The organism is Natrinema sp. DC36 (assembly GCF_020405225.1).
Classification (GTDB): domain Archaea; phylum Halobacteriota; class Halobacteria; order Halobacteriales; family Natrialbaceae; genus Natrinema.
On sequence record NZ_CP084472.1, the window covers coordinates 1,740,800 to 1,758,539 of the forward strand.

At 65.9% G+C, this 17,740-nt stretch carries 17 protein-coding genes; 6 read left to right on the forward strand and 11 right to left on the reverse strand.

All coding sequences use genetic code 11. From position 1 onward, the window contains the following. Positions 1–4: 4 nt before the first annotated feature. The 3 genes from LDH74_RS09235 to LDH74_RS09245 form a co-directional block, all read right to left on the reverse strand. Entirely contained in the window at positions 5–511 is a 507-nt protein-coding gene (locus LDH74_RS09235; protein WP_226042208.1) for an SHOCT domain-containing protein, read from the reverse strand. Positions 512–624: 113 nt separating this feature from the next. After that, complete coding sequence (locus LDH74_RS09240; RefSeq protein WP_226042209.1) at positions 625–2,919, reverse strand: OB-fold nucleic acid binding domain-containing protein; 2,295 nt, start codon at positions 2,917–2,919, stop codon at positions 625–627. 90 nt (positions 2,920–3,009) lie between these two features. Then, complete coding sequence (locus LDH74_RS09245) at positions 3,010–3,273, reverse strand: hypothetical protein (protein WP_226042210.1); 264 nt, start codon at positions 3,271–3,273, stop codon at positions 3,010–3,012. Positions 3,274–3,693: 420 nt separating this feature from the next. On the opposite strand from LDH74_RS09245, the gene LDH74_RS09250 reads away from it, so the two are divergent. The 4 genes from LDH74_RS09250 (at position 3,694) to LDH74_RS09265 (ending at position 6,257) form a co-directional block, all read left to right on the forward strand. After that, a complete protein-coding gene (locus LDH74_RS09250) occupies positions 3,694–4,422 on the forward strand; it encodes a metal-dependent hydrolase (protein WP_226042211.1) in 729 nt (242 codons plus the stop codon). Between the two features lie 169 nt (positions 4,423–4,591). Further along, a complete protein-coding gene (locus tag LDH74_RS09255; protein WP_226042212.1) occupies positions 4,592–4,987 on the forward strand; it encodes an OsmC family protein in 396 nt (131 codons plus the stop codon). 59 nt (positions 4,988–5,046) lie between these two features. Further along, on the forward strand, positions 5,047–5,328 hold the full coding sequence (locus LDH74_RS09260) for a DUF3006 family protein (RefSeq protein ID WP_226042213.1): 282 nt from the start codon (positions 5,047–5,049) through the stop codon (positions 5,326–5,328). A gap of 386 nt (positions 5,329–5,714) precedes the next feature. Beyond that, the gene (locus tag LDH74_RS09265) at positions 5,715–6,257 is read left to right on the forward strand and encodes a gamma carbonic anhydrase family protein (RefSeq protein WP_226042214.1); all 543 of its coding nucleotides are present in this window, start codon (positions 5,715–5,717) and stop codon (positions 6,255–6,257) included. Positions 6,258–6,265: 8 nt separating this feature from the next. Here the strand turns inward: LDH74_RS09265 and LDH74_RS09270 are convergent, their stop codons facing one another. Together LDH74_RS09270 and LDH74_RS09275 are read right to left on the reverse strand one after the other, a co-directional pair. Next, positions 6,266–7,321, reverse strand: a complete 1,056-nt coding sequence (locus LDH74_RS09270; RefSeq protein ID WP_226042215.1) for an amidohydrolase family protein — start codon at positions 7,319–7,321, stop codon at positions 6,266–6,268. 146 nt (positions 7,322–7,467) lie between these two features. Beyond that, a complete protein-coding gene (locus LDH74_RS09275; protein WP_226042216.1) occupies positions 7,468–8,700 on the reverse strand; it encodes an HD domain-containing protein in 1,233 nt (410 codons plus the stop codon). 111 nt (positions 8,701–8,811) lie between these two features. Between LDH74_RS09275 and LDH74_RS09280 the strand changes: the two genes are divergently transcribed. Further along, on the forward strand, positions 8,812–9,060 hold the full coding sequence (locus LDH74_RS09280; RefSeq protein WP_226042217.1) for a hypothetical protein: 249 nt from the start codon (positions 8,812–8,814) through the stop codon (positions 9,058–9,060). A 90-nt stretch (positions 9,061–9,150) separates the two neighbouring features. Here the strand turns inward: LDH74_RS09280 and LDH74_RS09285 are convergent, their stop codons facing one another. The 3 genes from LDH74_RS09285 to LDH74_RS09295 all read right to left on the reverse strand — a co-directional run bounded on the left by LDH74_RS09285 (position 9,151) and on the right by LDH74_RS09295 (position 11,896). Further along, positions 9,151–10,155, reverse strand: coding sequence for a zinc-binding dehydrogenase (locus tag LDH74_RS09285; RefSeq protein WP_226042218.1), 1,005 nt, complete (start codon positions 10,153–10,155; stop codon positions 9,151–9,153). Between the two features lie 123 nt (positions 10,156–10,278). Then, complete coding sequence (locus tag LDH74_RS09290) at positions 10,279–10,503, reverse strand: thioesterase family protein (RefSeq protein WP_345778555.1); 225 nt, start codon at positions 10,501–10,503, stop codon at positions 10,279–10,281. 268 nt (positions 10,504–10,771) lie between these two features. Next, positions 10,772–11,896, reverse strand: coding sequence for a Gfo/Idh/MocA family oxidoreductase (locus LDH74_RS09295; protein WP_226042220.1), 1,125 nt, complete (start codon positions 11,894–11,896; stop codon positions 10,772–10,774). Between the two features lie 134 nt (positions 11,897–12,030). Between LDH74_RS09295 and LDH74_RS09300 the strand changes: the two genes are divergently transcribed. After that, complete coding sequence (locus tag LDH74_RS09300) at positions 12,031–12,624, forward strand: hypothetical protein (RefSeq protein WP_226042221.1); 594 nt, start codon at positions 12,031–12,033, stop codon at positions 12,622–12,624. 57 nt (positions 12,625–12,681) lie between these two features. Here LDH74_RS09300 and LDH74_RS09305 read toward each other — a convergent pair whose 3' ends face one another. From LDH74_RS09305 to LDH74_RS09315, 3 genes are all read right to left on the reverse strand, one after another. Further along, entirely contained in the window at positions 12,682–15,180 is a 2,499-nt protein-coding gene (locus LDH74_RS09305; RefSeq protein ID WP_345778556.1) for a glycoside hydrolase family 3 N-terminal domain-containing protein, read from the reverse strand. A 361-nt stretch (positions 15,181–15,541) separates the two neighbouring features. Beyond that, a complete protein-coding gene (locus LDH74_RS09310; RefSeq protein ID WP_226042223.1) occupies positions 15,542–16,615 on the reverse strand; it encodes a methionine synthase in 1,074 nt (357 codons plus the stop codon). After that, positions 16,612–17,616 carry a 5-methyltetrahydropteroyltriglutamate--homocysteine methyltransferase gene (locus LDH74_RS09315; protein ID WP_226042224.1) on the reverse strand — a complete coding sequence of 335 codons (1,005 nt, stop codon included), beginning with the start codon at positions 17,614–17,616 and terminating at the stop codon, positions 16,612–16,614. Before LDH74_RS09315 ends, LDH74_RS09310 begins: the two co-directional genes overlap by 4 nt. Positions 17,617–17,740: the final 124 nt, after the last annotated feature.

Here is a 17,740-nt window from a genome sequence, read left to right on the forward strand (position 1 = left end):
TCCCTCAGCGTTCGTACTCGAAGTCTCGATCTCCGTCCCGTGATCGGTCGCCGTCCCGATCCCGTTCTCGATTCCTCTCTCGAGTCCACTCCTCGGCGTCCTCGAGCGTCTCCGTATCCAGTAGCCGCTCGAGTTTGCGCTCGAACTGGTCGTCGGTCAGTTCGCCCGCGGCGTAGCGTTCGCGAAGCGTCTCGAGGGCGTCACGTGTGCTTGTCTCGGAGTCGGTCGCCGTCGTCTCGGATTCCGAAACCGTCTCCGATTCGTCCGTGCCCGCGTAGTCGTCGGCCCACTCGCGCTGATCCTCCTCGTCGCCGAACAGTATCGCGACTAACGGGACGATAGCGATGTAGCCGACGAGCAACGCCGCGAGCCACCACGACTGGCCCGTGAACATCGCGCCGAGCCAAAACGCCGTCACGAGCAGCGATGCGATTCCGGTCGCGTTCTCACGAAGGCGGGTTACCGGGGTGTCCGCGTCGCGCTCGCGATCGGGGCCCTCGATCGCATCCATAGGGACTCATCGTTCGGCTATCAGAAATACGTTATCGGCTCGAGGTGTTGATGACTCGATTTCGACACAGCGGCGCAGCTATCCGATTCGGTGGACGACGGGAAGGAACGAGTTTACGCGAGCGTCTCGCCGAGCGCCTCGAGCGCGGCTTCGCGCACCGCATCGCGTGCGCCGGGCAGGAACTCGACGTGACCGTCGCGGCCGCCGACGACGCTGACGCCGCCGTTGGGAACCGCCTCGGCGATCGCGTCGCCGATATCGCGCACGTTCACGGCGTCGGTCGCGCGGACGTGCAGCTCGTCGTCGCCGACGCCGAGCGTGACGTACGGCGGATCGACTCGATCGCGCTCGCTGCGGTGGAGCGCGTCCAGCAGCAGGATCGTCGTCGGGAAGTTGTACTGGTGCGTGAACGCGTCCGTGTCGAGCACGGAGACGGTTACACCGTTGACGCCGCGAACCGAGAGATTCTCGCGGGCCGTCTCGAGTTCGATCTCGAGCTTGTCGCGGAACTGCTCGGAGACGTGGGCAGCCAGATCGCCGTCTCGAGGCCGGTCCGACTCCTCGTCGCCGAACAGCAGGTCGATCACGAGTTCGCGCTTGTCCTTGTAGGACTGGTAGTAGGCCTCGAGCGCGATGGCTTCGCGGCGTTCCGAGACGCCGGTTTCGTCGTAGCCGGCTTCGGTCGCCAGTTCGAGGTACTCCTCGGGTGTGTCCTCCCAGTAGCTGACCGCGGGGAGGTGCTCGAGGTCGGCGCGGACGTCATCGTTGACGTGCGCGGCGACGTTGGTCGCCAGCGCGGTCGAGGTCACGTCCGCGACGTCGGCACCGGCGAGCGACGGCGCGACGGCGACGTCGACGGCCTCGCCGACCTCGTCGTCCGCTCGACTGTCGTCGACGACGACCGAATCGGCGTCGTACAGCGAGAGCAGCTCGTAGCCGTCGGTGGACTCGATCGTCGAGCCGGCGTCGACCAGGACGACGAGCGGGAGTTGCTCGCCGTGACGGTCTCGAGCCTGAAGCATCGAGGTAACGTCGCTGGTGGCGGCGTCCATGTCGTAGACGCGGCCGTCGAGCGGGCGGCGCTCGAAGTAGTGGTACTCAGCGTCCTTGCGAGTGTGTTTCTCGCGGATCAGCGGAAGTACGGCGCGCTCGATGGCGGCACCGGCGACGTAGCCGTCGGCGGTCGCGCCGTGGCGAACGATGACCGGGCGCGCTTCCATGACGGCGCGGCGGATCGCGGTCGCCGCGTCTGCGATCTCGTCCTCGACGGCCGCCACTGCCTCGTGGTCGGCCAGCGGCGCAACATCGGCGGGACGGGCCTCGCGCTCGATCGCGCTCTCGAGGCGGTCGACGATCGTCTCGCACGCCTCGTCCTCGAGAATCTCGAGGGATTCGGTCTCGACCTGCAGGTCGCCGTGGTGGCGTTCGACTTCGCCCTCCAGTGCGACGATGTCCTCGAGTTCGACGTCGGGGTAGGCGCGAACGCCGGCCTCCTCGAACGCCGCACACTCGACGGTTCCGGTCTCGTCGCGCAGTTCGAAGACCGTCGGACCGCTAGTCTGACGAACGCCGGTGATTTCGCCCTCGAGGCGGACGACGCTGCCGACCTTGTTCTCGATGGACTCGATGGTCGTTCGCGTGAGAGCGGGTTCCGACTCGGACTCGGGTTCGGGTTCGGGTTCGGGTTCGGGTTCGTCGGTCGCCGGCGTCGATGCGGCGGCGGACTCGGTTGCGACGGAACCGCTGCTCGCCACGGCACCGGCCGCTTCTGCTGCCGCGGGTTGCCCGTCGTCGACGGATTCCGTCTCCGGTTCCGTTTCGGGCTCGGTATCCTCGGGAGCCGCCTGCAACTCGCCCGCCTTCGCCGCTCGGTCGTCGGTGAGCGCTTGCTCGCTCTCGCCGCTCGTCGCGGTGGACGACTTGTCAGCCGTCTCGGTTGACGAGTCGTCGGTCGTTTCGGTCGTCGTCTCGGCGGACGACTCATTGGCGTCAGCGGACGCCCCGTCGGCGTCGGTGTCGTCCTCGAGCTCCTCGGGACGGTATTCGTCGTCAGCAGTCTCGATCAACTTGCCGCGGAACTCGCGCTCGCGCTGGCGGATCGACCAGCCGAGGTCGACGTTGCCGTTGTCTCGGACGTCGAGCACCTGGACGAAGACATCGTCCCCTGGCTCCCAGTCGAGACTCTCGAGTCGCTGGTCGAGTTCGCTTCTGTGCAACAGGCCGGTGACGTGGTCTCCGATGTCGACGAAGACACCGAAGTCGGCGTAGCCGTCGACGGTTCCCCGATAGTAGCGATCGGGGGTGAGCTGCGAGGCGGTCGTGCCGCGAAATTCGAAAACAGCATCCTCCTCGTGGCTCTGACAGATCTCGCCGTCAACGGGTGTGCCGCAGATGATACAGTTACCCATCTACTCGAACCAAGCAGTTTCGCCCTAAAACGGTTGTCGGAATGCGTTCGCGACAGAAGTTGCGATCGCGACCGCGGTATCGGGCCGCCGTCAGTCGAAAACCGGCGATTCATCCTCGAGCGCCTCGATATCGTCGACGATCTTCCGAACGTCCTCCGGGAACAGCGAGATCTGGATCTCGTTGTCGTCCTCGTCCTCGAAGACGAGCTTGACTCGCTTGTCGCCGAACTCCCTGGCCTCGGCGTCGTCGACGTCGAACAGCTTGACCGTCGCCGCCTTGTTGTTCGGACCGACGTTCTTGATCGCGCCGTCGTTCAGCTCTACCATGAACTCCTCGAGCGTAAGTGCGAGCATAGTCGGGATACGGGCCGGGGGTAAAAAACGACACGGCATTGCCGTAGTGGAGTGCTGTCGGACCGTTGCCGCAGCGTCCACAGTGGTCAGTGGCCGCTGATCGTCGCGGATCGACTGGAAATCGCAGCGGAACCGTCGACCGCGGTGGAAGACGATCGAACGGAATGCGATCCCAGACCGCATGCGTGGTGTGTCAGTTCGCGTGCGGCTTTTTCTCGTTTCAGAAACGGACGTATAAACGTTGATGATCGTATACGCTCGCTACGGGCGGTCAACAAGCTACTGACTGTCATCTCCCCGGACCGGGAATCGGCTTCCGGGACGGCAATCGATAGATCGATCGCGGATCGAGCCACAACGGAGTACGCATCGTTCGCTTGCCCACTTTTAAGTCGTCATCGGACGAACGGCTCGAGTGGTATGGAACTCACCTGGCACGGCCACTCGACGTGGCACGTCACCGTTGGGGAAACGACGCTACTGATCGATCCGTTCTTCGACAACCCGAAGACGGACCTCGAACCGACCGACGTCGAGACGCCGGATTACGTGCTGTTGACCCACGGCCACGCGGATCACATCGCCCACGCCGGCGAGTTTTCGGCCGCGACGCTGGTCGCCACGCCGGAACTGGTCTCTTACTGCGAGGAGGAGTTCGGCTTCGAGGACGCCGTCGGCGGGATGGGCATGAACCTCGGCGGGACCGTCGAATGTGGCGACGCCTACGTCACGATGGTTCGCGCCGACCACACGAACGGAATCATGACCGAGAACGACGCGAGCGGCGGGATGCCCGCCGGCTTCGTCGTTTCGGATACGAAGCCCACGCAGGTCAGCGACGAAGAGTCGACGGCTTTCTACGACGCCGGCGACACCAGTCTCATGACCGAGATGCGCGAGGTCGTCGGCCCGTACCTCGAGCCCGACGCCGCCGCGGTGCCGATCGGCGACCACTTCACCATGGGACCCTGGCAGGCCGCCGTCGCCGTCGACTGGCTCGACGTCGATCACGCCTTCCCGCAACACTACGACACCTTCCCGCCGATCGAGCAGGATCCCGAGGAGTTCGCCAGCGAAGTCAAAGCGACCGGCAGCGACGCCGAAGTCCACGCCCTCGAGGCCGACGAGCCGTTCGAACTCGAGCCCTGATCCGGCGGCTACGACCGATCGAACGGCCCGATAGTCGGGAGGGGAACCGCACCGTCGACCGCTCGCCTTCGGTTCCGTCGACCGCTCGCCGCCGGTCTCGTCAGCCGGACGGATCGTCGCGCCCGCGAGAACAATATTTACAGCGCCGCCCGTGGACGACTCGAGTGCCATGGCGAAACAGGTCACCACCGTCTCCGAGGAAGGGTACAGCGCCACGAACGAGATCCGCGACTTCGAGACCACGATCGACGCCAACGGCGAGGACGCTCCCGACACGCTCGAGGCGCTGCTTGCCGCCTACGGCTCCTGTTACGTGCCGGCGCTGCGCGTCGGCGGCCAGCAACGCGGGGCCGACGACCTCGGACGGATCGAGATCGATATCAGCGGCGAACTCAACGACGACGACAAACTCGAGTCGGTCCACTTCGACGTCAGCGTCGAGGCCGACGTCGACGACGACACCGGCGAGGAGATCATCGAGCGCGCCTTCGAACTCTGCAAGGTCCACGACGCGCTGAAGGACAGCCTGCACGCCGACACGAGCTTCGAGGGGAGCGCGTTCTGAAATCGACCGGAAATCTCTGGAGTCACAGCACTCGCAGGACACGATCTGAGTCTGACCACATGCGTGAAACCCACACTGCGGTCCTCGACCGCATCGTCGACGGGACGACGGCAGTGCTCCTGCTCGAGGAAGACGGGACCGTCGTCGACGAACTCGCTCTCGCCGTCGAGGAACTGCCCGCTGACGGCCGGCACGAGGGAGCGGTCTTCGACGCAATCGTGGACCGTGACGCGGGGGAATTGCTCGAGGCGACGTACCGCGAGGAGGTCGAACGGGATCGACGGGAATCGACGCGGGAGCGATTCGATCGACTCTCCGAACGATTGTCCGACGAGGAATGAGGGCAGCGGGGGCGGATGGAGAGTACGAAAGGGGATACCGAACTGTGGGTGGTTCGGGGGGATGACATGGCGTCACGACGCGATCCAAATGGATAGTACCGTGTCGCCACTATCGGGTTTCACGGACTCCGTATTAGCCATGATGCCAAATTATATCGGTAGTGCGCGGAATCGCGTTCCACCAACAGGAGAGAGACTCGAACCGAACGGAGAGGGACGCTACTGTCGGCGAGCCAGTTCGGCCGTTCGACTATGTGTGGCCGACCACCGTGCGGTCGAGTTACACGACCACCTGTAACCCGGCCGCACGATCGACGACTATACAACGAAGACTGCCACCACACAGCCTCCACGGTTCACACAGCCTACGACGGGCGTCGGATCCGATGGGTACCTTCAAGACGGTTCTCGAGACAGGAACGGACATGCTACGATCGTTCGACGGGACTGAACCACAGGTCGCCGACTCCGCGTACGTCGACGAGACCGCGGTCGTCATCGGCGACGTCGTCATCGAGGACGAGGCCAGCGTCTGGCCGAACGCCACCCTTCGCGGCGATCACGGAACGATCGTCGTCGGCGAGGGAGCCAACGTCCAGGACAACGCCGTCCTCCACGAGACGGCCGAACTCGAGCCCTACTCGACGGTCGGTCACAGCGCAATCGTCCACGACGCGACCGTCGCCGAACGCGCGCTGGTCGGGATGAACGCGGTGGTCCTCGACGGCGCCCACGTCGGCGAGGGCGCGGTCGTCGCCGCCGGCAGCGTCGTCACGGAGGACACCGAAATCCCGCCGTCGACGCTCGTCGCCGGCGCGCCAGCGGAACCGAAGACCGAGATCGACGATCCAGGCCTCGAGGCGACGGCCGACCGGTACGTCGAACTCTCGAGAGAACACGCGGAGACATCCGAACGGCTCGACTACTGACAGTCGGCTCAGCTGAGTTGACTGGCGCTCTCGTCATCAGCGTCCGAGCCGTAGACGACCTCGCGAACGTCGTCGACACCGGCGCGCCGAACTACGGCCCGGACCGGATCCCGCGCGCCGGCGAGGTTGTCCGAGTCGCCATCGAGTACCAGCAGGCGAGCCTCCCGTCCCGGCTCGAGCAGGCCGTACTCGAGGTCCGCGATCTCGGCACCGTTGATCGTCGCCATTCTGAGAATTTCGGCGGCCGGTAGCTCGGAGAGCTTCGCGAGGAACTCCATCTCGCGGAACATCGACGGCGAGTTGAGCATCACGTTGTCCGTCCCGAGCGCGAGCGTCGTCCGCTCGTTCAGGTCCTCGTAGGGAGACAGCCCCACGTCGGTGACGAGATTCGAGCGCGGGCAGACGACGATCGGAATTTCGCTGTCCGCGACCCGATCCAGATGGACCGGCTTCGGGTGGACCATGTGGACCAGAAAGTCCGGCTCGAGGTCCAGCGCCGGGTTGATATCGCTCTCGTCGACCTCGCCGGCGTGGATGCCGAAGGGTTTGCCCGCCTCCCGAGTCGCGGTTCGTTCCGCCTCGAACGACGCGTCGTTGGCCCCGCTCGCGCCGAAGCCGTCCCCCGCGCGCATCGCGTCGACGGAGCCGCGCGCGAACGAGAGCGCGTCGATCTCGCGGCCACCCGCGGCCGCCTCGAGCATCCGAACACCTTCGACGCCGCCCTCGCGAAAGTCCAGACAGGCCGCCGTGCCGGCTCGTTGCATGTATCCCAGCGACCGCTCCATCGCACTCACGAGGTCGTCGCGGGAAGCCGCCCGGAGCAGCCGGTGTTTCAGCCCGTCCGGCGGGGCGACGAGTTCCTCGAGCGAGAGGCCGCCGCCGGCCTCCTTGGCGATCGAATCGCCGATGTGGGTGTGGGCGTTGACGAACGCCGGGAGGACGATATCGTCGCTCTCGACCGGCGTTTCCTCGATGGCCTCGATGCGGCCGTCGTCGTCGATGACCACCCGTCCCTCGACGGGGTCGAACTCGCGACCGCGGAGAATCGTACCCGTTCGTTCCATACGGACCAGTTCGGGGCCAGTGCCTTCAACGGCAACGGTTCGGGGTGGGACGGGGCCCGAGAAATGGACGGGCTGCTATCAGCGTGTCCCGGCGCACCCGTATCGCGAGTCGCGGGTGCGTCGTCACTGACTGATAGGACTCCGTCTCAGTCGACGAACTGATCCAGCGTCGCGTCCATCCCGTCCCGGACCTCGCTGACCAGTGCGCCGTCGATATCCAGCCCGAGCACGTCGACGGCGGCTCGACCGACTCGATCGCGGAGTTCGGGCGGCGAGTAGACCCCGAGTCGCCACTGGGAGTACTGCGCCGCCCGCAGGGCCTCGACAAGTGGCGACTGCTGTCCCAGCCGTCGGATTTCGCCGTTGACCATCACGCGCGTCGTCGACTCCGTCATCGAGGGCCGACTCGGCACGTCGAGGATGGCGTGTGCCGGATCGATATCTGCCCGATCGGCGACCTCGCGTTCGAACTCTCGGATCGTCTCGTGGTCGGCCTCGATGATTCCCCCCGGAACGTCGTCGATTTCGGCCCACACCGCACGCTTGAACAGGTCGCGCTGATCCAGTCGCCGGGAGAACTCGTCGGTCACCTCGCACGAACGCAGCGCGACGATCAGGTCGTGATCGTCCATCCGCTGGAGCGTGTCGGCGTCGACGTCAGCCGCGGGCGTATCCAGCAGCCGCTCGCCGGCCCGCCGCAACATTGCCTTGCTGATCCGGGCGACGCTGTGACTGTAGACGGTCGGATTCATGAGCGCTCGAGCGACCAGCAGGCTCTCGGCGGTCTGGACGTTCCCCTCGTCGAGGACGAGTTCGCCGTCGGCGAACGTCAGCTCCCGAACGAGACGGCCGTGATCGATCGTCCCGTAGGGAACCCCCGTGTGGTGGGCGTCCCGCACCAGGTAATCCATCCGGTCGACGTCGAGTTCGCCCGAAACTATCTGACCGAACCGGCCCTCGCCGGCGACCAGGTCCGCTACCGTGGCCGGCTCGAGATCGTGCTCCCGTAACACCTCGCCGACTGTCCCATCCGCGAGTAGTTCGTGAACGTCGTCGTGGTATCGGCCGGTCCGCCGGTAGGTCAGCGACTCGAGGTTGTGGCTGAAGGGGCCGTGGCCCACGTCGTGAAGCAGGGCCGCGGCGTGGACCCGCGCGGCTTGCTTTCCGTCGACGCTGAGATGCTCGAGCGCTTCGCAAGCGAGGTGGTAGACGCCGAGACTGTGTTCGAAGCGGGTGTGGTTGGCCGAGGGATAGACCAGCGAGACGGTTCCGAGCTGACTGATATTCCGGAGCCGCTGTACCGCGGGCGTATCGAGCAGGTCGCGAGCGACGCCGTCGACCTGGATGTGGTCGTGGACGCTGTCCTTGATGACCTTCATTGGTCGCAATTGGGCCGGTTCGTACAAAAACGGTCGTTCGAGCGACGGGTGCCGAGTTGCGTATACCGGCTCAAATACTACCGGCGTGGCCCCACTACGCTCTCGGACACGATGACTGACCTGAACATTCCCCAGGACGCCGACGCGGAGCAGGCCAAAGCACTCGTTCGAGAACACTTCGAGATCGGCGACGTCGTCGAGGTTCGCGACGCGGAACGAACGGAGGATCACCAGATGGACACCACCGGCGAGGTAACGGGCTTCGAACCCGACTATCTCGAGATCGACGACCAACCGGTCGGCGAGGGCAGCGCCCGATACGAGGAGATTCAGTCGGTCGCGAAAATCGAGTCGGAGTAGCCGACCGGCGGTCCGTCTCGGTGACGTCGACCGTGCGGTCTCGAGTCGGCTCCGATCGGCTGCAATAGCGGGCAGACCGAGACGCGACGCTCACTCGTTGACGAGCAAGAGCTTTCCGCGGAAGTCTCCGTTCTCGCCGCGTCGGTGTGCGTCGGCGGCCTCGCCGAAGGCGAAGCGCTCGTCGATATGTGGTGCGACCGCGCCGTCGTCGACGAGGCTCGCGATCTCGGTGAGTTCCTCTCCGATGCGCTCCTGTCGATCGCCGAGGAGGACCGGCAAGATAACGAGCACGACGCCGAGTTCGAGCGAGTTCGCGTGCATGGGCGAGAGATCCAGTCCCTCGGCCGCGCTCGACTCGGTCGTCACGACGCTGCCGTAAGGCCGGACCGCCTCGAACGCCGTCTCGAGGTGGTCGTCCCCGACCGGATCGACGACGACGTCGAAGCCGGCTCCCCCGGCGTGCTCGTCGACGTACGTCTCGACGTCGGTCGTCGTGTAGTCGACGGTCGCGTCGGCACCGAGCTCCGCGGCGAGGGCACGCTTTTCCTCGCTCGAACCCGTCGCGGTCACGGTCGCGCCGAACGCATCGGCCAGCTGGACGGCGATGTGCCCGACGCCGCCGCTGCCGCCGTAGACGAGCACGTCCTCGCCGCCATCCACGCTCGCCTTATCGGTGAGCAGTTCCCACGCGGTGAGCGCGACGACCGGGAGGGCGGCGGCCTCCTCGAGCGGGATCGACTCGGGCGCGTCGGCGAACGTCTCGGCGTGGCCGACGACGTAGTCGGCGAGCGCGCCCTGTCGGCCCGCGCCGCCGGGCATGCCGTAGACCTCGTCGCCCGCTTCGAAAGGCTCGACGTTCTCGCCGACCGCGTCGACGACGCCCGACACGTCACAGTGGAGCGTCGCCGGGAACTCGGGGGCGAAATCGGGCAGCGCGCCCTGCCGGATCTTGTAATCGACGGGGTTGAGGCTGGACGCGACGACCTCGACGCGGATCTCGTCCGGGCCGAGCTCGGGGACCTCGCGGGTCGTCTCCGTGAAGACATCCGGATCGCCGTACTCCTCGATCACGTAGGCGGTCATCTCGGAAGGCATAGCGGTCCCGGCTTGGGTCGCCGGCCGGGAATACTCGGCGCTTTCGGCAGCCCGCGATCGCGACGACCGTCGGCCGCGACGCCACCGACGGACTCCGGCCCCGCGGGACGGCGACGGCCGGCGTCAGGTCGGTTCCGCGAGGTCGGCCTCGAGTCCCTCGCGCAGCGAGTCGGGGATCGACGTCGGGCCGTCCGCGTCGACCGCGACCGCTACCGTCGTGACCGTCGCGGCAGCCGCGTCGCCGTTCCGGAGTTCGTACTCGAGGGTATAACTCGTCTCGCCGACGTCGGTCACGTCGACGGCGACGGTGACCGGCGCCAGTGACGTGAGTGCCCGCTCGTAGTCGATCCATCACGTCTACTTCCCAACAGAGCAGTTGATACCGACGTTTCCTACTATCGTGGCAGCAGGGAATAGCCACACCCTCCCCAACCGATTCGCTCGCTTCGCTCGCTCATCCCTCGCGCAGTGTCGTCGATCCGCCCTCACTGTCGTTCGGACGGATCGACAGCGCGCGCCACCGCAGTCGGCTGTGTCGGTCGGGACCGGAACCCGACTCGTCCGTCTCGAGGTCGATCGCCTCCCGAATCGCGCGAGGGAACAACCACGACCGAACTCACTCGAGCGCGACCCATTCCCCGCCGTCGTCGCTGCGTTCGATCGCGTCGAGGACCCGCTGGGCGGCCAGTCCGTCCGCGAAACTCGGCGCGAACGACTCGCCGCGCGCGACGGCGCCGAGGAACTCGTAGTTCTCGTGGACGAAGGTGTGTTCCCACCCCAGCACGTGGCCCGGCGGCCACCAGTGGTCGAGGTAGGGATCGTCCGCGTCGGTCACGAGGACCGTCTCGTACCCCCGGTCGCCCTCTCGAAGGACCTCGAGTTCGTTCAACCGCTCAAGCGAGAACCGCAGGCTCCCCTTCGAGCCGTGGATCTCGATGGTGTGGTCGTTCTTGTGGCCCGTCGCGTAGCGCGAGCCCTCGAGGGCCCCCATCGCGCCGTTCGCGAACTCGAGTTGGGCGGTGTAGGCGTCGTCGACGGTGACGGGGCGGGTCTCGCTCCCGTCCTCCACCGGTCGCTCGTCCACGAAGGTCTGCAGGTGGCCGCTGACCCGCTCGATATCGCCCGCGAGGTCGTCATCACCGACCAGGAACCGAAGCAGGTCGACCGTGTGCGCGCCGAGATCGCCCAGCGCGCCGGAGCCGGCCATTTCTTCGTCGTTGCGCCACGACCACGGCGCGTCGGGGTCGACCAGCCAGTCCTGTAAGTAGCGCCCGCGGACGTGACGGATCTCGCCGAGGTCGCCGGCCTCGAGCAGTCCCTTCGCGTACCGAATCGCGGGGACGAACCGGTAGTTGAACGCACAGCCGGCGGGCACGTCGTCGCCCGCTTCCCGAGCCGTCTCGGCCATCACGTCTGCTTCTTCGAGCGTCGGCGCGAGCGGTTTCTCGCAGAAGACCGGCGTCCCCGCCTCGAGGGCGGCGACCGACGGTTCGCAGTGGACGTGGTTCGGCCCGAGGTTGTAGAAGGCGTCCACGTCGTCGACGACGTCTCTCCAGTCCGTCGCGATCGAGTCGAAGCCGAGCCGCTCGGCGGCATCCGACAGCGCCGATTCGTCACGACCGATGAGCACGCGCCGTTCGATCTCGGGCGCGTCCGGAAAGAACATCGGCAGCCGCGCCATCGCGTTCGCGTGCGCTTTACCCATGAATCGATAGCCGAGCACACCGACCTCGAGGGTCATGGATCCTCGTTCATCGGCCCGGTAGTTAGCGCTTTGGCGTGATCGTCGATCGATTCCGATCGCACCGATCAGTTTCGTGGTATACGATACCGTTTCACGCTTGTAGCACCTCCAGCGACGTACTGGGGAAACTAATGACCATCACGATCGATCTCGACGAAACCGAGAGTATCCACCTGACTGATGCCCTCGATCGACGGCCGCCCGATCGGCTTGAACTCGCCATCGAGGGAAGTCTCACCGTGACCGAATCGCTGCTCGCCGAGTTCGAGGGTGCGACCCTGGATCCCGTCCGCATCGCGGTGTCGACCAACGACTCGGACCCCGTCGAAATCGATCTGACGGGACCCGCGACGCTCAGACTCGAGAACGCCGACGTCGGCGTCGCGACTCCGGATGCGGACGACGTTCCCACCAGTCTCGACGCGCTTCGCACGTCGGCAGGTGACGACTTCGGATCGGTCAAATCGCCGCCCGACGTGATCGCGTTTACTATCGAGGGCACGATCCGGGACGTGCCGACTGCGACGCTCGAGGCGATTGCGGACGACTCCGCCGAGATCGAGTCGGTGACGTTCGCCGTCGAAGAGTCGGTCAGAAGCGACGGCGGCTCGGACGACGACGTGATCTTCGACCTCGCGCTGTTCGGCTACGGCATCCTCGTTCGCCGCGACGGGACGGTCGTCGTTGGGAGCGCCGGATCACTGCCCGGTATCGACCGTTCCTGACTGCGACGCTCGGGACGGCAACGCTCGCTCGAGGTGGGGGACGGCCGTGCGGGCGGACTACCTGTGCGGAGGGGACCGCTTCCCGACGTGGCCGCGTCGCTTGAGTCGGCGGTAGAGCGCCATGACGTCCTCGAAGTCCTCGCTGCCGTCGTTATCGATGTCGTACCGGCCGGGTCGTGGCTCGGGGTCGGTGATCGACGCCGCGTTTCTGACCGTCAGCGTCGTCGACTCGTCGCCTATCGAGAGTTCGTACTCGCCGGCCTCGACAACCTTCGCCCGATCACCGGGCACGTCGCCGGGAACGACCTCGAGCGTCGCGAGGTCGAGTTCGATTTCGACGGTTGCGGACTCGCCGGGGCCGAGCGCGACTCGCTCGAAGCCCATCAGCCGGCGGTGGGGCTGGAGCACCGACCCGTAGAACTCGGTGTTGTACACCTCGACGATGTGCTCGCCGGCCCGTTCGCCGGTGTTCTCGACCGTTACTCGAGCCGTGACGGGCGGGTTTCGAGCGGGGTTGCCGACGGTGTCCCGCGAGAGCGAGAGGTCCGAGTACTCCCAGTCGGTGTAGGAGAGCCCGTGCCCGAACTCGTACTGGACCATCCCGCTCTCCGCGCCGACGGACTGGCGCGGCGGGTAGTCGTCGTAGAAGAGAGGGACGTGGCCGACGTTGGCTTCCCAGGTAAACGGGAGCCGTCCCGACGGGTTGTGGTCGCCGAAGAGTGTGTCGGCGACGGCGACGCCGGTGTCGCTACCGGGCTGGCCACCGAACAGGACGGCGTCGAGGCGGTCGAACGTCTCCGCAGTCCCGCGCGGGCTCCCGGCGAGGATGACGCCAACGAGCGTGACGTCGTCGGCGACCTCCTCATCAACCAGTTTCACGAGGTCCCGCTGTGCCTCGGGGAAGCGCATCTTGTCGCGGTCGCCGAACCCCTCGTTGTGCGGCCCCTCGCCGAGCACGACGACGACGGCATCGGCCGCGTCGGCGGCGTCGACGACCGCCGCCTCCTGCTCGTCGGTCACGTCGAAGAACCCGTTGTCGAAGTTCTCGTAGATGCTCTCGTAGGGCGCGGCCTCGAACTCGGTCGGGACGTGCGCGAGTCGGTCGCCGAGTCGGTCCGATAGCTCGCCCGCGATGGTGTTCTGACGCGGTCTTGGCCCGTCCTCGGTCAGGGTGCCGTCCTCGATCCCCTGCCAGCCGAGCGTCCAACCGCCGTGTTGCATCAGGAACCGGTTGGGCGTTCCCGCCTCGATTCCGGGACCGGTCAGCAACACGTCCTCGGCCCCCTCGAGCGGAAGCGCGTCCGTTTCGTTCTTCAACAGGACCAGCGACTCCTTGGCGAGTCGCTCGGAGACGTCCCGCGCGCCGCCGACGAGACCGCCGATCTCGTCCTCGGGGACGGTGGGCCGGTCGAACAGTCCGAGGTCGCACTTGAGCTCGAGGATGCGACGGACCGACTCGTCGATACGGTCCTCCGAGAGGTCGCCGCGCTCGACGAGGTCGATCGTCGTCTCGATGAACTCCGTCGGCGCCGTCTCCCCACCGCACATGTGCATGTCGATCCCGGCCTCGAGGCCCTGCCTGACGGCCTCGCGCCACCCCTCGTCCGTATCGGGACGGAACTCGTGGTTCGAGATCATCCGCTTGAAGTCGTCCCAGTCGGTGAGGACGACGCCGTCGAACTCGAAGCGCTCCCGCAGCACCTGCGTCAGCAACCACTGCGAGGCGTGGACGGGCATTCCGTTGACCGCCCCGCTGTTGACCATCACCGTGTCGGCCTCCTCGAGCGCTCGCTCGTAGGCCGGGAGCTGTCTGGTGCGAAGATCTCGCATCGACGTGCGGGCGTGGGCGCGGTCCTTTCCGGTGTTGGGCGTCCCGTACCCGGCGAAGTGTTTGACCGTCGCCGCGACGCGACCGTTCCGCTCGAACCCGCGGGCTCGCGCCTTCCCCAGTTCGCCCAGCAGCATCGAGTCCTCGCTGTGGCCCTCGAAGTACCGGCCCCAGCGCATATCCCGGAGCACGTCGACCGTCGGTCCGAAAATCCAGTGGCCCCCCATCGCGGCGATCTCGTTCCCGGTGTGGGTCGCCGCCGCCTCGACCAGGTCGACGTCCCGGGTCGCGCCCATGTTGAGCCGCTGTGGGAAGCTCGTACAGCCGTCGAGCAGCGTGTTCCCGTGGAGCGCGTCACAGCCCCAGATGAACGGAATCCCGGCGGCCGTATTCTCGACCGTATACCGCTGGAGCCGGTTGAGCCCCGCGACGAACTCCTCGCCGTCGAACGTCGGTCCCGTCGCCCCGCCGTTGAGGATCGACCCGACGTGAAGCTCCGTGAACAACTCGCCGAGCGTCTCCACGTCGTCGTGATCGTTGAACGCGGTCTCGGGACCGAACCCCTCGCCGAGATCATCGATCGCGACCTGCGTCATCTGGCCCACCTTCTGCTCGAGGGATAACTCGTCGATCACGTCGTCGAGATCCGTTCCGGTTCGCTCGGCCGCGGCGGTACTCGCGCCGACGCCGACCGCGGACGCCGCCGTCGCCGCACCGGTCGTCTTCATGAACGTTCGCCGCGATTCGTCGATCGCTTTCGATTCGCGTTCCGATGGTTGATCGTCTGACATACGCAGCTGCATTACTACTCGATATGTAATAAATATTTTCTACGCAATCAGATAGGGATAACTGCAATAGAACGTGCCAATGGAACGAGGCAACGGAACGAACGATACGCCGAACTCGCCGACGGCAGCTGTCTCGAGCGCACTATGAGTTGCGCCGAGTCTCGAGGGAGGGGACCGATCGTTCGATCCATCGTCGACGCGCGCCGTCGTCGCTGTCGACGACGGATGCGAAACGGAACTCGAGGAGAGACCAATCGGACGAGAGAAAAACGGATGCGCGGTGTATCGGTGAACCGAATCAGTCGTCGGCCGGCGTCGGCGCACCGGGCTCGACATCGATCTCGCCCGCATCGAGGTCCGCCTCAACGTTCCGGGCCGCCTCGACCATGTTCGCCATCTTGCCGTAGGCGACCTCGCGGGGCAGCAGCTTCACGCCGCAGTCCGGCGAGACGACGAGCTGTTCCGGCGGGACGACCTCGAGCCCCTTCTTGATGTTCGCCTCGATCTGCTCGACGGACTCGACCTCGGCGACGTGGGCGTCGCAGACGCCGAGCGCGAGATCCTTGGAGAACTCGGGGTCCTTGAACACGTCGAGCTGCTCGTAGTCGCCGTTCGCGAGTTCGAGATCGAACTCGTCGACCGGGAACTCGAGGATCTCGGGGTAGATGCGGGAGTAGTCGCCGTAACAGACGTGGAGGCCGATGCGGACCTCCTCGGGGATGTCGGCGACGATGTGCTCTAAGGCCTCGCCGACGATGGCGTGGTCGTCGGGCGTCGTCGCGAGCGCGGGCTCGTCGATCTGGATGTAGCGCGCGCCGGCGTCGACGAGTTTCTCGATCTCCTCGTTGACGAGGTCGGCGAGCTCGAGGGTGAGTTCGTCGTCGTCATCGTAGGCCTCGTTGAACGACCAGTTCGCTAGGGTGTAGGGTCCAGTGATCGGGACCTTGACCGGTCGGTCGCTGGCGGCCGCGGTGAACTCGTACTCGTCGACGAGCCAACTGTCCTCGTACTCGACCTCGCTGACGACGCTCGGCTTGTCGAAGTAGTTGTGGCCCCAGACCTTGACGGGGCCGTTGAACTCGTAGCCCTCGATTCGGTGGGCGAAGAACTCGACCATCTCGTTGCGCCGCATCTCGCCGTCGACGACGACGTCGAGACCGGCACGTTCGTGCTCGTTCGTGATAAGACGGGCCGCGTCGTCCTTCGCCTCCTGATAGTCGTCCTCGTCGAAGCCGTGATCTTCGTCCTTGTAGAGTTCCTTCGCGCGGTTGAGCCACTTGGGCTTGGGATAACTGCCGACGACGGTCGTCAGCAGGAAGTGGTCGTGCTCGTGATCCGGCTGTCGGAACTGATCTTTGTTCTCGTTCGTCATGCTGCTTTCACCTCCGCGAGGTCCGCGGCTTCCGCGAGTACCTCGAGTTTCTCCACGTACTTGCCGTAGGGCAGGTAGAACGGTTCCGTGTTCGTCGTCAGGTAGACCGTCTCGAACTCGGTGACGCCGAGTTGCCCCTCGACCCACTCGGTCCGCTCGCGGATCGCCTCGGGATCCTCGACGAGCGTGTTCTGGCCGTCAGCCAGGCCCAGCGCGACATCGTCGGGTGCGCCGTACTCCTGAATGTTGTAGAGGTTGTCGTCCTGGTTCGCGACGAAGTCGAAGCCGACCGCGTCGATGTCCGCGTCGAGCAGGTGCGCGTAGACCTTCTCCTCGAGTGCGCCCCAGTAGGGCTGGACGACGACGTCGGCGTCCGTCGCGCTCGCGACTCGATCGATCGCCTCGCTTGCGCGCTCATCGTCGCCGTCCGCGGGCGCGTTCTCGACCAGCGACGGCTCGAGCAGGAACAGGGTCTCGTGCTCGGGAAAGGCGTCGACCTCGCCCTCGAGGAACTCGGCGATCGCGCCGAGGAACTCCGCATCGTCGCCGTACTGTTCGTCGGTTGCAAGATCGGCCAGCGAGTACGGGCCGGGAAGGACGGCCTGCAGGTCGTCGCCGTCGATCAGTTCCGCAGTCGCCTCGAGTTCGGCCGCGATGTCGCCGGTGGGCTCGAGATCGTCCTGCACGACCGGCTCTCGATAGAAGTTGTTGTTGTCGTAGTAGCGGACGATCCCGCGGGTCTCGACGGCGTCGGCGACGGCCAGCGGGTGGGCGAGCATGTCGTCCCAGCGCAGTTGGCCTTCGACGATTCGGTCGAGTCCGGCGTCCTGCTGGACCTCGATCACTTCTTCACGGGCTTCCTCGTAGGCCGCAGTGATTTCTTCACCCTCGTCGCCGCTGATGAGGTCGTGTTTCTGGTGCCCTTTGAGGTCCGAAAGGTCGTCTTTCGCCCAGTCCGGGAGCGGATACAGCCCCGGCGTGGTCGAAACGTACTCAGTCATCGTGTCCCCAGCTAGGCTATACCGACGCTTAATATTTTCCATCCGTTCTAATACACTCCAGTAATTTCGACGGGTTTCGGCGGATTCCGGGTTCGATTTCGAGACGTGAGTGAACAAGCACCAC